We start from the raw sequence: 15,184 nt of genomic DNA, 5'->3' as shown, positions 1-15,184 counted from the left end.
CGCAGTACCGGACCAGGAGGGGTGGGCGTGCTGAAGTGCGGGCCTGTCGTCGGCAGGGACGGCGAGATCCGGGAAGTGGCCGGCACTTTCCTGTCCACCGGCGCCCCGGCGCACACCCTGCTGCTCGTCGGCGCCGCCGGTACGGGCAAGACCGCCGTGCTGGAACAGGCCCGGCGCGGGGTGGCCGAGCAGGGCGCCAGGGTCCTGCGCCTGCGCTGCGACGACAGTGCGCACCCGCCCGGCGCGGCCGCCCTGGCCGACGGCATCCATCAGGTGCTCGCCAAGGTCCACGACCGCCGGAGCCCGGCCCGCACCGGCGCGCTCCGCCGGATCCGGCTGCGGAACACCGGCCGGGACGGCGAGTTGACCCTGCTGGCCACGCTCGGCGAGGTGCTCGCGGACGCGGCCCGTCACCTTCCCTTCGCGCTGGTGATCGACGACGTCGAGCGGTTGCCGTCGCCGACGTCGGCCGCCCTCGGGCTGCTGCTGCGCGTCTTCCGCCCGGCCGGCGTGCCGGTGGTGATGGCCGGGCGGCCCGCACACCCGGGAGACACCGGCGCCCGGCAGCTCGGCGCGGCGGCCGACCGGCTGCTCGCACTGCCGCAGCTCGGCCCCGCGGGTGTCGAGGCCCTGGTGGTGCGGCGCCTCGGCCGTCCGGTCGAACCGGCGCTGGTGACGGCGGTGGTGCGGGCGTTGGGCCCGATGGCGGGCATCCCCGAGGCCGTCCTGTCGGTGCTCGACGCGATGGCGGAGCACGGCGACCTCCTGGAACTCGACGGTCATGTGTGCCTGACCGAGCCGGAACAGGCGCTGCGGCTCACCACGGACGTGGCGCGACTCGGCCGGCTCTGCTGGCCGGCCGGTCCCCCGGACGACGCGGCCCTGGACGCGGCGGCCGCGGTGGCCCGCAATCTCGAGCACGCCGAGATACGGCTGGACGACCTGCACCGGTTGAAGCCGGGCGGACCCCGCCGGGCCGGCCTCGTCGACCGCACGCTGACCCCGCTGGTCGCGGACGGGATCCTCACCGTGGACGAGGACCGCCGGATCGCGTTCGCCGTCCCGGCCCTCGCGGCGGCGCTGCGTGCGCTGCCCACCCGGCACGCCGTGTCGTCACTGCACGCCCTGATCACCAGATCGCTGACCGATCGGCTGGGCGCGGAGACGGCCGGGGGCGGTCACCCCCGGCTGGCCGATCACGTGGCCGCCGCCGGCGCCGAGCTGGACGACGGCCTCGCGGTGGACGTACTGCTGGCGGCGGCCCGCACGGACGCCCGATCCGACTGGTCGCGATCGGTCCGCGCCTACTCCTGGGCGCTCCGACGCCTGGCGCCGCACGACCACCGGACCCCCGATGTGCTGCGCGAGTGGGCCGAACTGAGCCTGCGCCACGCCGATCACTCCGGTGCGCTGGCTCTCGGCGCGCCGCTGCTCGCCCTGCTGAACACGCCGTCCTCCGACCAGGACTCGGCCCGCGTCACCGGGATGGAGGACCGGGTTGGCTCGGCCCCGGTCACCGGGTTGCAGGCCCGCCACCGCTCGGCCCCGGTCACCGGGGGGCGGGACCCGGAGGGTCCGGCACGCGACGCCGGTGCGCGCGCCCCGGGAGGGCTGACGTGCATCGCCCCTGGGCGGGACCCGCAAGAGCCGCAGCACGCCCCGGCGCACGGCCAGGAGAGCCTGCAGCACACCGCCGACGCCCGGCGCCCGGAAGCGTCGGCGCTGGAGTACGTCGCCGGGGTGTGGGCCCTGGCGGCTCTGCACGAGCATCGGTTGCCGGGCGACCTCGGCACCTGGACGCCGGCCAGCCGTCCGGGGGAACGGGCGCCCGCCCTGGCCGGCTTCCTGGCGCTCGGCGGCGCCTACGGGATCGGCCCGGTGACGTGCCGTCCGGATGCGGAGGTCCACCGCGGGCCTGACGCCGACGACCGGCGGCCCGGGTCCGGGCCACTGCCCTCGGCGGCGGAACTGCGGCTGCTGGCCGGGGCCGCGGGCGGCCGGGCCGGGCTGCCGGACGTCCTGCCGCCCGGTCCCGACGGCGCGCGGAGCCTGGACCGGCTCCGCAACGCGACCGCTCACGCGGACCTCGCGGGCGCCCTGGCCGCCGTGCTCGGGGATCGCTACACGGGGGCGGGAGAGAGCACCGCCGGGCGCTGTCACGCCATGGTGCGCGCGTATCTGGACGGGGACTGGGACTCGGCGCTGGAGTCCGCGCGCCGGATCGAGGCGCGCAGCCGGACCCGGGGCACCACGGCCGGTCCCGCTCAGACAGCCCGGGCGCTCGCGGCAGACATCCACTGCGTGCGCGGGGAGTTGGGGCACGCGCGGGCATGGCTGGAGCTGATCCCCGGCACCGTGACGCACCCGCTCGTGGGCTGGGCGAGGCTCGGGGTGCGGTACTGGTCGGGCCAGGTGGACGAGGCGCTGGACGGGGCGCTCGACGAGGTGCGGCGGGCCCGGCGGAGCGGTCTGCTCTCGGGCCTGGAGAAGGTGCTGGTGCGGTACCTGTCGTTCGCTCTGCTGGAGGCAGTGCCGCAGGCCATGGAGCAGGCGCTGGCCGAACTGGAGACGCTGGACGAGGAGGTGGGCTCCCCCATGACGCGCGAGGCGGTGCTCCTCGGCCGGGGCCTGGTGCGGCGGGACACGGACAGCGCGCTGGCCGCTCTGCGGGCGGTGCGCCGACGGGGCGACGTCTACCTGGAACTGCTCTGCCACCTGGGCCTGGCGGAGATCGGCGACGACTCCGAACGATGGCTGGCCGAGGCAACACGCGGCGCCCGGGCACTGGGCATCGGGCGCGCCACCCGTACGTCCCTCGGCCATATGACGCGGCGGCGGACCCTCGTCCTGCCGAGGGCGCGTCCGGCCGGGGACGCGTTGAGCGAGGAGGACGTCGAGCTGACCGCGATGGTGAGCCACGGGGCGACCAACCGCCAGATCGCGGCACGGCTCGTGTGGAGCGAGAAGACCGTGGAGCGGCGGTTGACGCGGTTGTTCCAGCGCACCGGCTGCCGCTCCCGGGTGGAGCTGGCGGCGGCCTGGCTGGACGGCAGCCTCGTCCGCCGCCGTCTGGTGCCGGACGGCGGGCGCGGGGCCGGGCGTTCGTTCCCCGCCCCTGGCCCCGGGACGCCGCCGGGCCGACGCTGACGTGCGGTGCCGTGCGCCCGCCGCGGCACACCGGCCGGTCATCCGGCGGGGGTGGGCGGGCGCGTGCGTCACGGGCCTCACGCGCCGGGCACGGCCGCTCCCGGCCGGCGGGTCGGGAGCGGCGGGTCGCCAGCGGCGGTGGAGCGGCGGGTCAGGAGAGGCGCGCGGTGTGGGTGTCGACGGGCAGGCCGAGACGGCCGGTGTCCAGGGAGCCGTCGGCGTTCACCTGGAAGTTCCAGTCGGCGTCGCCGATGTAGCCGAGCACCAGCAGCGCGTCGGTGTCGTGCAGGGCGGCGTCCCGCCAGTTCTCGTCGCGGTACTGGGCGGCGGTCACCACGAAGAGGCGGCGGGCGTGCGTCCTGGCGGCGACCAGGGCGACGCTGTCCGCCTGCGAGGGGTGCGGGGCCGACGACCGGCGGCCGGAACCCGACGGCACGTGGTCCCGGCAGGCCAGAGCCTCGTCACGGGTGACCGCGGTGCGCAGCCGGGCCGACCGCGCGCCCAGCCCGTCGGTGACCGAAGCGGTGGCCGCCGAGCCGACCAGGACGACGGTGGCGAGCGATCCGACCGGTCCCGAGACGAGTTCGGTGATGAGGGCCTGCGCGAGACGCAGGACATCGTTGTCCTCACCCGTCAGGACGATCGCCCCGGACAGCCGCGAGAGGTCGACGAGCACCCTGTCGCCCCGGCTGCGGCCGAGGGTGACCGTCAGGGAGTAGGGATGCGGGGCTTCGGCGCCCGCGCTTCCCGGACTCGTCAGCTCCTTCGCGTCCACCCACCATTCCTTGCCCGAGAGGTCCGCGGTCCAGGGCGCGGTCGCGGGGGCGTCGGCGGCGGCGAGCAGCAGCGTCAGCCGGGCACCGGAGTGGATGACCGCGTGCACCTCGGGCAGCGCGCGTGCGTCGCGCGCCCGTCCCTCGGCCACGGCCCGCAGGCCCGCGGCGACGGCCTCGAGTTCCCTGCGGTGGTCGCCGGGTCTCGCGGTACGGACCTGTCCGGGCAAGGAACCGCGTCTGCGCAGGGTCCATGCGGCGGCGGCCCCCAGCGCCACCAGAAGAAGCACGACGGACAGGACAATGGACGCGATCATGCGGCCACCTTTGTTACTAGAAGTTGCCAGGACTGGTCACCGGCTCTGCGGCGACACCGCTCGCGGTACTCCGCGGCCGCATCGCCAGGGGCCCGGTCGCACCCGGGGGAACGCGCCGCCGCCGATCGACGGGCAGCCGCGGGAGGCGTCGAAACGCGTTTCCCGCGTCATCAGCGCGTGGCCCACGCCATCGTGGTGCCTGATCCGCTTCCGGTGGAAGGCGCGAACGCGAACCTTGCCGGTCTGTACAGGGGGAACACGCCCGGCCGCTCGCGCCAGGTTTCCCTCGGTCGGCGGCCCTCGGGCCCTCGGCACGGAGTTCCGGCCCTCCCGGGTGACAGCATCGCCCTTCCGAACCTCGTGGAACACCTGTGTGAGTTGGGGGGGCGCATGCCTCAGCGAGTACTCGGCGAGACCGTGCGTGTGGCGATTCACGCGCCCGCCCCCTTGGTCCGGGCCGGACTGGCCGGCTTCGTCGCGCTGGACCCGCGTCTGCGCGAACTGCCGCAGGACAGGATCGGGGAGGCCGACGCGATCGTGGTCGCGGTGGACGTGGCGGACGCCTCCGCCCTGGACCTGCTCCACCGCCTGTGCGACAAGCCGGGCGCACGCTTTCTCGTGGTGGTGGGCAGGAAGTGGCGGGCCGACCTGTCGGCCGCGCGCAGACGGGGCGTGCGCGCCGTGGTGTGGTGGGACTTCTGCAGCCCGGACGTGTTCGCCCGATCGGTGCGCGCGGTGGCCGGCAGCGAGGAGAGCGCCCTCCCCTCCCCGCTCCCTCCCGGCCGTCCGGCGTGCGACCCCGAGCGGGCGGAACACCACGGCCCGGCCTCCCGGGGCCGGGCCGTGCCGAGACTGGACGCTCGCGAGGTGGACGTGCTGCGCCTCATCGCCGAGGGAAAGCAGTGCGACGAGATCGCGATCGAGCTCTCCTATTCCGAACGCACGGTGCGCTACATCCTGTACGGAGCGATGAAGCGGCTGCGGACGCGCAACCGTGCCCACGCCGTCTCCTGCGCCATCCGGGCCGGGCTGATCTGAACCTGCGGCGCGGGAAATCGCGTCGACAGCGGCCGCCGCGCCCGGCAGAGTGGGCGCCCGTGACGAGCAGCGAACTGTGGAGCCGCGCGACCGCCGACCGCTACGACGCCGAGGAGGGCGAGATGTCCTCGGCCGCCGTCCTCGGACCGACTCTCGACTTCCTCGCCGGACTCGCGGGCGACGGCCGGGCCCTGGAATTCGCCATCGGCACCGGACGCGTGGGGGTCCCGCTCCGGAGACGCGGCGTGCCCGTGGCGGGCGTCGAGCTGTCCGAGCACATGGCGGCGGTCCTGCGGCGCAAGGTCGACGAGGACACGCTCCCGGTCGTCCTCGGCGACATGGCGACGACCGTCGTGCCGGGCGAGTTCACCCTCGTGTACCTCGTGTACAACACCATCACCAATCTGCTCACGCAGGACGAGCAGGTCGAGTGTTTCCGCAACGCCGCACGGCACCTGGCGCCGGGGGGCCGCTTCGTCATCGAGCTGGGGGTGCCGCCGTTGCGGTTCCTGCCGCCCGGTCAGGTCGCGGTGCCGTTCGACGTCTCCGAGGGGCATCTCGGCTTCGACACCTTCGACCTGGTCGAACAGATCCTCGTCTCGCACCACTTCACCCGTGACGCCGAGGACGGCCGTTACCGCCGCGGAAGCTCCCGGCACCGGTACGCGTGGCCGGCGGAACTCGACCTCATGGCCCGGATCGCCGGTCTCGGACTGGAACGGCGTGTCGCGGACTGGGACGGCGCCCCGTTCACCGAGGACTCCACGAAGCACGTCTCCGTCTGGCGCAAGCCCGCCTGACACGCCCGCCCGGACCCGCCCCCGCCGTGCGCGACGGCGCCGACCGGTGATTGGCTGTCTCCCGTTCCGGCTGCCGTTCCAGGCCCAGGAGGCCCCGTCATGAGCGATTTCCCCGCACTCGAGTACAAGGTCGTCACCTTCCGCGAGTCACTGATCGGCGACGCGCTGGACAGCGACAAGCTGGAGAAGGTGCTCAACAAGCACGCGGAGGACGGCTGGGCGCTCAAGGCGATCACGTCCGCCGACGTCAAGGGCCGGATCGGGCCCGGTGCGGTCGAGGGCCTGCTCCTCACGCTGGAGCGCCCGCGCCGCTGACCCCCTGCGGTCCTGCCCGCCGGCGCCGCTCCGCGGAAGTCCGTGGAGCGGCGCCGGCCCGGGCGTCCCCGGCCGTCAGGCGATGACACCTCTCGCCGACGAGCCCTCAATGACACGAAAAGTCGTGAACCTCCCTGTTGTATGGCTTCACGTACAACCGGAGCGAGGGAACATGGCGGACCGGACCACCGACACACGTCCACCCGACGGGTTGAAGGCCAACGCGATCGGATTCGTCGACGCCCTCGTCATCGGGCTCAACGCCACCTCACCGGCGTACTCGCTGGCGGCGGTCATCGGCCCGATCGTGGCGCTCGTGGGCATCTACGCCCCCGGCGTGCTGGTCGCCTCCTTCGTGCCGATGCTGCTGATCGCGTCGGCGTTCTACTACCTCAACAAGGTCGACCAGGACTGCGGCACCACCTTCTCCTGGGTCACCCGGGCCATGGGGCCGTGGGCCGGCTGGCTGGGCGGCTGGGCCATCACCATGACCGGGGTGCTGGTCGTCGGGTCGCTGGCGGACGTCTCGGTGAGTTTCGCGCTCCTCGCCTTCGGCCTCGACAGCTGGGTCGACAACGACTTCCTGCGCCAACTGCTCGCGGTGCTGCTCATCCTCGTGATGACCGCCGTGTGCGTCGTCGGCACCGAGGTGTCCGCCAAGGTGCAGAACGTCCTCATCCTCGCGCAGGTCGTCTGTCTGCTCGCCTTCGTCGTCGTGGCGCTCTACCGCGTCTACGCGGGCACCAGCACCTTCGACTCCGTGAAACCGGCGGTCGGGTGGCTCAACCCCTTCGGCGCCGGCGGAGCGACGCTGACCGGGGCCCTGCTGCTCGGTGTGTTCATCTACTGGGGCTGGGAGTCCGCGGTCAACCTCACCGAGGAGGTCGAGGACTCCGCGACGGCCCCCGGCAAGGCGGGCGTCTGGTCGACCGTCATCCTGCTGGTGACCTACGTGTCGGTGGGTTTCGCCGTCGTCGCCTACGCCGGAACCGCCTTCCTGGCCGAGAACGCCGACGAGGAGGAGTTCATCTTCGCCCTGCTCGCCGGCAAGGTGATGGGCGGCTGGGACTGGGTCGTGCTGCTGGCGGTCTCGACCTCCGCGCTGGCCTCGACGCAGACGACGATCATCCCGGCGTCCCGCACGGCGCTGTCGATGGCCCGCCGTCGGGCGCTGCCCGCGCACTTCGCCCACATCCATCCGCGGTTCCGCACGCCCGACGTGAGCACCTGGTGGGTCGCCGCCATCGCCATCGCCTGGTACCTCGTCCTGAACCAGATCAGCACCAACGCCCTGTTCGACTCGCTCACCGCGCTGTCGCTGCTGATCGCCTTCTACTACGCCCTCACCGGTGTGGCCTGCGCCGTCTACTACCGCCGCCATCTGACGGAGAGCGTGCGGCACTTCCTGCTCATCGGCCTCGGCCCGCTCGTCGGCGCCGGGCTGCTGGCGTGGCTCCTCGTGGAATCGGTCTCCGACATGTCCGACCCCGCCAACTCCTACACGGGCGCGTCATGGCTCGGGGTCGGCCCGCCGCTCGTCATCGGGGTCGGCATCGCCCTCACCGGTGTGGTGCTCATGGTGCTGTGGCGGCTGAGGTCGGCCGCCTTCTGGTCGGAACGCGCGGGCGTGGCCGACCCCGATCTCGTCCACGGTGTTTCCGGCAAGGAGTCCTGAGATGGCGATCGTCCTCGGGTACGACGACTCTCCCGGCGCGGTACGCGCCCTGCGCATCGCGATCCAGACGGCGGCCGCGTTCGGCGAACGCCTCGTGCTGGTCTACGGCGCGGCGGCCCCGGGGGCGAGGGGCGAGGAGTACCGGGCCCACCACGAAGCCGTCCGCGAGGCCGGACGCGTCGCCCTCGAACACGCCGTCACGGCGGCCGAGGCGGCGGGCGTGCCCACGACCGTCGAGATCATCGACCAGAAGCCGGCGCAGGCGCTGCTCGACGCCGTGTCACGCCACGACGCGAGGTTCATCGTGGTGGGCAGCTGGGGCGAGAGCCCGATGCGCGGCGCCCTCCTCGGCTCGACCCCCCACAAACTCCTGCACCTGTCCCCCGTCCCGGTCCTCTGCGTCCCGACCGAGCAGTGAGCCGGGGCGCGGCACGGTGACCGCCGATCCGGAACGTCCCCGCTCACGGGCGGGCGCGGGATCACGGTGTGCATGCTCCGGAGCCGCGCCCGCACCAGTGGGACGTCGGGGCGGCCGTGAATGACGCGTTCCCCTTGTGCAGAGTGCAGTGAGTTTCGCATGAACAGCGCACTTGATGTGAATAGTCACTCTATCGTGGCAACTCGCTCCCCTTGTCCGCTCGTTCGAATGCGAGTCGATGCCGAAGAACAACGCCCTCATCGTCATCCTCACCGCCCTTCCGGTGGAGTACGAGGCGGTGAAGGCCGAGCTCCTCTCCGTCCGGACGTTCAAACACGACAGCGGCACCCGTTTCGAGGAGGGTTTCCTCAGAGGCACGCCCTGGCGGATCGTCATCGCCGAGGTCGGTCCCGGCAACGAGAACGCCGCGGTCATCGCCGAACGGGCCGCCCACATGTTCCGGCCACGCGCGGTGCTGTTCGCCGGGATCGCCGGCAGCCTCAAGCCCGACGTACTGCCGGGTCATGTCGTCGTCGCCACCCGCGTGCACGCCTATCAGGGCGCCCGGCAGACCGAGGACGGGCTGTTGGCCCGGCCCGAGAGCTGGGAGGCGGACCACGAACTGCTGCAGGCCGCCCGGACAGCGCTGCGTCCCCGTTCGGGAACCTGCCACTTCAAGCCGGTCGCCGCGGGCGATGTGGTCCTCGACACCGCCCGTACCTCACTGCGGCAGTGGCTGAACGAGAAGTACAACGACGCCGTGGCCATCGAGATGGAGGGCGCCGGAGTCGCCCGCGCGGCCCACCTCGGCGGCGGACGCCCCGCCCTCGTCATCCGTGGGATCAGCGACCGGGCCGACGGGAGCAAGAACGCGTCCGACGCGACGGGTGGCCAGCGGACGGCCGCGCGCTCCGCGGCACAGGCGGCGATGTCCGTGCTGCGGGTGCTCGCCGACGAGCTGGACCGGTGGGACTACTGCGTCTCCTACGTGGCACAGGACCGCTCGTGGGCGGAGTGGGCCGCCTGGGAACTGCGCAAGGCCGAGGGCGAGGGGTGCCGGGTGCTGCTCAGGGAGTGCCCCGGCACGGAAAGCGCCTACCGGGCGTTCCCGCTCTGGGACGGAGTGGCGCGTGCCGACCGGATCCTGGCCGTCATGTCGGGCAGGTATCTGCGCTCGGCCTTCGGACAGCGGGAATGGCAGGCCGCCATGCAGGCCGACGCGGAGGGACTGTTCCGCAAGGTGATCCCGGTGCGGACGGACGCCGAGGAGCCGCCCTCCGTGCTGGGCCTGGTGAAGCCGGTCGACCTGCGCGACCTGCCGGTGGACGAGGCACGCGAGGCGCTTCTGGCGGGGGTCAGGGAGGCCGAGGCCGGGGCGCCCACCATGAAGCTCGCCTGGTTCGACGGCGGGGCACCGTCCGCTCCGGCTCCGGGAGACGGCCCGCTGCCCGAGTTCCCTGGCTTCCCGGGGCAGGCCCTGACGCCGATACCGGCCCCGGAAGGTCCCGTCGCCGCGCCTGCGCGAGCTCCGATGGCCGTTCCCGGCCGAGGACACGGCCTGCTGGTCCGGGGCACAGCCGTACTCGCGGACGGACTCAGGGGAGGCGGCCGGCGGCGGCTGCGCCGGGCCGTCGACCGCGTCGGCGCCACGCTGGCGTTCTCCCTGCTGAGCGGCACGGAACTCGACCGGGCCGCACGGTACTACCGCCGAGCGCTCCGGCTGGCGCTCCGCCTGGCGCCCGGGAAGGCGCTCGAGCTGTTCGAGCTGTACGACCGGCGCGTCCCCGACACCTCCTGGGCACTCGCCTTCCGGCCGCAGGACGAGGCATGGCTGACCGCCGTCGCCGCCCGCGGGGACCGCGACGCGCTGACCGTGGTGTTCGAACTGGCGGGCCGGCTGCGGCTGTCCGGCCTGCAACGCCTGGCGAGGGACCTCTCGATCGGGCACCTCGCCCGCAGCCATGACCCGCGGCTGCTGGTCCGGCACTTCGACCGGTGGCGGGAACTGGCCCTCCTGGAGGGCGACGGCTGGGTCTGGGCGCTCCAGCAGCACGCCGGCCGCGTGCCGCTGGAACGTCACGCGCAGGTGTGGCGAAGCTTTCTCGACGAGCTGCCGGAGCCCCTCCTGCCCCGGATGTTCACCGTCCATCTGCTCCTCGGCCGGGGAGCGGACGCGGCCTCCCTCGCCGTCACCCCCGAGCAGCAGCGGCAGGCTCTCGACTGCTGCCTGCGGTCGAAGGGCGTCCTCCGGGACCTCCGCGAAGGTCTTCGTACGGCGCGTGCGCTGCGCGACGGCAAGGCGGCGCGCATCCTGCACGAGCGCCTCGGTGACCTCCTGTTCGCCGCGGGGCGCTACCGCGAGGCGCTTCCGCACTACCAGGACGCGGGCCTGCTGGAGCCGGCCGGCCGGTGCCATGAGCTGCTGGGCCGGCCTTTCGAGGCGCTCGCCGGATGCCCGGACGACCGGCCCGACCGTCTGCTCGCGCTGGTCGACGCCTGTGTGCCTCTCCTCGGAGACCTGGTCGCGCGACGCGCCTACGCCGAGGCGGCGCGGCGGACGCGGCAACTGACGGAAGCCCTGTGGCGGGTGAGGGACTCGGCGCCCGCGGTCGCGGCCTGCCGGGAGGATGTCGCGCGGCGCCGTGACGCCGTGCTGAAGGAGGGTCGCGGCGCCTTCGAGGCGCGGTTGCGCGATGAGGCCGGGCACGACCGGCCCGGCCTCCACACCGAGTGGTGCGATTTCGAGGAAGCCGCCGGAGAACTGGTGGCGGCCGCGGCGCAGGCCGAGGCCGCGGGCACGCCGTACCGGGCCCATGAGCTGTACCGCCGGGCGGGGCGGTACGACGAGGCCGACCGCGTCCTGCACGGTGACCTCACGGGCAGGGGGCTCAAGGCCCGTGCTGCCGCGCTGACCGCCGCGGGCGATCTGCCCCGTGCCGCCCAGATCCGCGAGGAGGCGGGCGACTGGGAGGACGCCATCACCCTCCTGCTGGCGGAGAAGGACCTGGGCGGCGCCATCCGCTGCCTGCGCCGGAAACTGGGCGACGACGCCGTGGAGGACTCCCGGCTCGCCACCTGGCTCCGGGCCACCGGCGAACTCGAGACCCTGGCCGGGCTCTGTCTGGCCGCGGTGCACCGCAAGGGGTCCGGCACCCGGGCCGTTGCCGAACTGCGCGATCTGGCTGGTCGGCCGAACGACACGGTCGACGGGTACGGCCTGACGCCGAAGACGGCCGCCCGGGTCCGCGACACGCTCGACCTGCTCGACAGCCTCGCGCGCAAGGAGTTCGAGCAGCAGGTGCCCGCCTGGATCGCCCGGGCCCGCCGGGAGATCGACGAGCGGTTCGCGAACATCTGGGGACTGGACCTGGGCACCTCGCAGTGCGCGGCGGCCATCTACGACACGGTCGACCGCAGGCCCGTCGCATGTGACTGGAAGGGCCGGGAGCAGTTTCCCTCGACGCTGTGCGTGGACAAGGACGGCAACGAGCTGGTCGGCCTGACGATGGAGCAGATCCAGGCCGGCCGGGCCATGGCCCTCATCCGCGACACGAAGCGCGCCATGGGCACGGCCGTCACCTACCGGGCCTACGAAGGCCGCTACCGGCCGGAAGAGGTCGCCGCTCACCTCGTGCGTCAGGCCCGCCAGATCGTGGAGCAGTTCCTCGCCGCCCGGGTGCGGGAACGGGTCGCCGAACAGGCCCGGGCCGTGCTGCACCATGTGCCGCAGGAGTGGCTCAACCTGGCCGAGCAGCAGCACAGTTACCTCCTGTCCCGGCCCCGGGTGGTCGTCACCATCCCGGCGCACTTCCCCAGCAAGGCCCGCAGCGCCACGCGTGATGCCTGCAGGATCGCCGGTGTCGACCTGGTCCGGATGATCCACGAGCCCACCGCCGCCTGCGTCGCGGCGAACTTCGAGCGGAAGGGGCAACTGCAGGACTCGGTGGTCGTCGTCGACCTCGGGGCCGGCACCCTCGACATCAGCCATCTGGACGTCGGTGACGGGATCTACCGGGTCGAGCGGGTCTTCGGGGACAACTTCTGCGGGAGCCGGGACTTCGACCCGCTGATCAGGCAGGCCCTCGCCCAGCAGATCGAGAGCCGGGGCCTGCGGGTGCCTCCGACCTCCGCGGCACGCCGGCGGCTGGAGGTGGCCGCCGAGGAGATCAAGATCGCTCTCTCGATGGGCCAGAAGGCCGATTACCTCCTTCCGGGCTTCATCGACGGCCAGGACGTCCGCGTGTCGCTGACCCGGGCAGAGCTCGCCCAGATCGTGGCCGAACCCCTGGCCGCGCTGCGCCGGTTCTGCGACCAAGCCCGCGGCGACCTCCCCGGGAAGCCGGATCGTCTCGTCCTCATCGGCGGCCCCGTCCTGTCCCCGCTCGTGAGCGAGCTGTTCGAGCAGGCCTTCGGCCGGCCCCGGACCGGCCCCGGAGACCCGCGCGCCGCCGTGTCGTGCGGAGCCGCCCTGGTGGCCGCCCAACGCGACGAGAAGCTGGACGGCGCCGTGATCGTCGACATCACGCCGTTCGCCCTGGGGATCAAGACGCAGGGGCCGAACGGCGAGGACGAGTTCACCATCCTGATCGAACCCAACACCACGATCCCGACCAGGCACTCGAAGATCTTCACCACCCGCAGGGACGACCAGACCAGCGTCTGGGTCAAGATCTTCAGCGGTGTGGTCAGCGCGGACACCGCGATCGGTGACTTCCTGCTCGACGGGATCGAGCCCGCTCCCGCGGGCACACCCCGGATCGAGGTGTCCTTCGAGCTGGACGCCGGAGGCGGGCTCCACGTCACCGCGCGTGATCTCGACACCGGCAACAGCCGGTCGATCCAGGTGCACGACTCCACGCTGCTCACCCCCGAGCAGGTCGCCGAGATGACCGACCGCCTCCGGCAGCGGGCGGCCCGCGAGCGGCTCCGCCGGGACCGCGACGAGGTCTGCGACCGGCTCGACGAGCTGGTCACGGCCGCCGAGGCGGACGACAGCACCGCCGAGTGGCGGGAGTTCCGGCACCGCCTGGCGACCTTCCGCACTCCGCCGGAACTGCTGGACGCACCCACGCAGCACTCGCTCGCCACGATGCATGCCGAGGCCGCGTCGGCGGAGCTGGACTGCGCCGCGACCCGCGACCGGCTGCGGCGGCAGGTGACGGCCGCCCGTTCCCTTCTCGGCACTCTCCGGAGCGGCGACATCACCGCCGCGGCGGTGACACAGGCCGGCGATCTCTGCTCCGGGACAGCGCACACCCTCCGCGAACTCGCCGCCCAGACGGCCACGGTGAGCGCCTGGAACGCCGAACTCATCCGCTCGGCGGTGAGCCGGCAGACGCTTCTCACCCGGTTCCGGGACCGCCACGCGGAGGGTGACCTCTCCGGGGCGCTGTCCGTCCTCGAGGGACTCTCCCTACGCCTCGACCAGAGCGACGACGTGGAGCGCCTGCTGCACTGCATCGCCGAGACCGGTGACGTCCGCACCCGCGCCGACCGCTACCGCACGGCTCTCCTCGGTCATGCCGACCGCCTGTCCGTCCGCCCCGTGCCGCCGACGCGCCCGGAGGAGTTTCCGCGGGCCGTCCTCTCCGCCCTCGTGCGCGTCCTCACCCGGGACGCCGAGGGGATCCGGACCGTGCGCACCGGTTTCCTCGTCAGCGACCGGTTGGTCGCGACCATCTGGCAGCACCCGGCACCCCCGGATCGCATCGCGGTGTACGGCGAGGGCTTCGCGTCCCGGGTCGACGACGTCTTCCCGCACGGTCCTGAGTCCGCCCTCGTAGCGGTCCTGCGACTGGGCGCCGCCGTCCCGGGCGCTCCCCTGCGTATCGGCCACCCCGCGCTCACCCGACTCGGCGAATCCGTCTGGAGCCCGGCCCCCGCCGCGCATACCGCCGATCGGGCCGCGGAGCTCACGTCGTCGACCGTCAACGGCCTGGAGAACGTCCCGGAACGACATCTGCGCCTCATCAGGACGAGCCTGCGGCCGTCGCCCACCCAGGTCGGGGCGCCGCTCCTCAACGGCCTCGGCGAGGTCATCGCCCTGCTCTGCGCCGGTGACCACGCCCCGAGCGCTCGCGACGGTTTCGCCGTGAGCGCCGACGCGCTGGCTCCTCTGCTGGCCCGGGCGGGCTTTCACCGGTACCGCTCAGGCCGGTGACGCGATCATGAGCGGCGTCTCCCGGGGCGCCGCTCCCGCACGAGTCCGCGGGCGGGGCCGCGTGCGGTTCCTGGCGGCCGCCGGACAGCGCGGTCGCGGTCGTCGCGTCCGGCCTCAGCCGAGGAACGACAACCGGACCTTCCGCTCCGCGTTGTCCTTGTTCGTGTCCACCAGGCACACCGACTGCCAGGTCCCCAGCTCCAGCCTTCCGTCCACGACCGGCAGGGTCGCGTGCGGCGGGACCAGGGCCGGGAGGACGTGGTCGCGGCCGTGGCCGGGGCTGCCGTGCCGGTGCTGCCAGCGGTCGTCGGCGGGCAGGAGAGTGTGCAGGGCGGCCAGGAGGTCGTCGTCGCTGCCGGCGCCCGTCTCGATGATCGCGATCCCGGCCGTGGCGTGCGGGACGAAGACGTTCAGCAGGCCGCCGCGACCGGCGGCCACCTCACGCAGGAACGTCTCGCAGTCCCCGGTGAGGTCGACGACCCTCTCCCGGGAGCCTGAGGAGATGTGCAGAACTCGGGTGGTGAACGCGTCTGACATACCT

Annotated in this window: 9 protein-coding genes; 7 read left to right on the top strand and 2 right to left on the bottom strand. The window is 73.3% G+C overall.

What is annotated here, in order from left to right; genetic code table 11:
* The first annotated feature begins 21 nt into the window (after positions 1-21).
* Positions 22-3,147: an AAA family ATPase gene (locus J2X68_RS09015; RefSeq protein WP_310431938.1), complete on the top strand. Its 3,126-nt coding sequence runs from the start codon at positions 22-24 to the stop codon at positions 3,145-3,147.
* Between the two features lie 151 nt (positions 3,148-3,298).
* On the opposite strand, the gene J2X68_RS09010 is transcribed toward J2X68_RS09015, so the two are convergent.
* On the bottom strand, positions 3,299-4,237 hold the full coding sequence (locus J2X68_RS09010) for a hypothetical protein (RefSeq protein ID WP_310431937.1): 939 nt from the start codon (positions 4,235-4,237) through the stop codon (positions 3,299-3,301).
* Positions 4,238-4,627: 390 nt separating this feature from the next.
* Here J2X68_RS09010 and J2X68_RS09005 point away from each other — a divergent pair, with 390 nt between their 5' ends.
* The 6 genes from J2X68_RS09005 (at position 4,628) to J2X68_RS08980 (ending at position 14,643) form a co-directional block, all read left to right on the top strand.
* Positions 4,628-5,275, top strand: coding sequence for a response regulator transcription factor (locus J2X68_RS09005; RefSeq protein ID WP_310431936.1), 648 nt, complete (start codon positions 4,628-4,630; stop codon positions 5,273-5,275).
* Between the two features lie 59 nt (positions 5,276-5,334).
* Positions 5,335-6,075, top strand: a complete 741-nt coding sequence (locus J2X68_RS09000; RefSeq protein ID WP_310431935.1) for a class I SAM-dependent methyltransferase — start codon at positions 5,335-5,337, stop codon at positions 6,073-6,075.
* 99 nt (positions 6,076-6,174) lie between these two features.
* Positions 6,175-6,390 (top strand): DUF4177 domain-containing protein, encoded by a 216-nt coding sequence (locus J2X68_RS08995; protein ID WP_310431934.1) that lies wholly within the window; start codon positions 6,175-6,177, stop codon positions 6,388-6,390.
* A 172-nt stretch (positions 6,391-6,562) separates the two neighbouring features.
* On the top strand, positions 6,563-8,065 hold the full coding sequence (locus tag J2X68_RS08990) for an APC family permease (protein WP_310431933.1): 1,503 nt from the start codon (positions 6,563-6,565) through the stop codon (positions 8,063-8,065).
* 1 nt (position 8,066) lies between these two features.
* Positions 8,067-8,483 (top strand): universal stress protein, encoded by a 417-nt coding sequence (locus J2X68_RS08985; protein ID WP_310431932.1) that lies wholly within the window; start codon positions 8,067-8,069, stop codon positions 8,481-8,483.
* A gap of 238 nt (positions 8,484-8,721) precedes the next feature.
* On the top strand, positions 8,722-14,643 hold the full coding sequence (locus J2X68_RS08980; RefSeq protein ID WP_310431931.1) for an Hsp70 family protein: 5,922 nt from the start codon (positions 8,722-8,724) through the stop codon (positions 14,641-14,643).
* A 114-nt stretch (positions 14,644-14,757) separates the two neighbouring features.
* Here the strand turns inward: J2X68_RS08980 and J2X68_RS08975 are convergent, their stop codons facing one another.
* A complete protein-coding gene (locus J2X68_RS08975; RefSeq protein ID WP_310431930.1) occupies positions 14,758-15,180 on the bottom strand; it encodes a secondary thiamine-phosphate synthase enzyme YjbQ in 423 nt (140 codons plus the stop codon).
* Between the last annotated feature and the right edge of the window lie 4 nt (positions 15,181-15,184).

This window comes from Streptomyces sp. 3330 (assembly GCF_031456635.1).
Lineage (GTDB): Bacteria > Actinomycetota > Actinomycetes > Streptomycetales > Streptomycetaceae > Streptomyces.
This window is presented reverse-complemented; position numbering and strand designations above follow the sequence as displayed.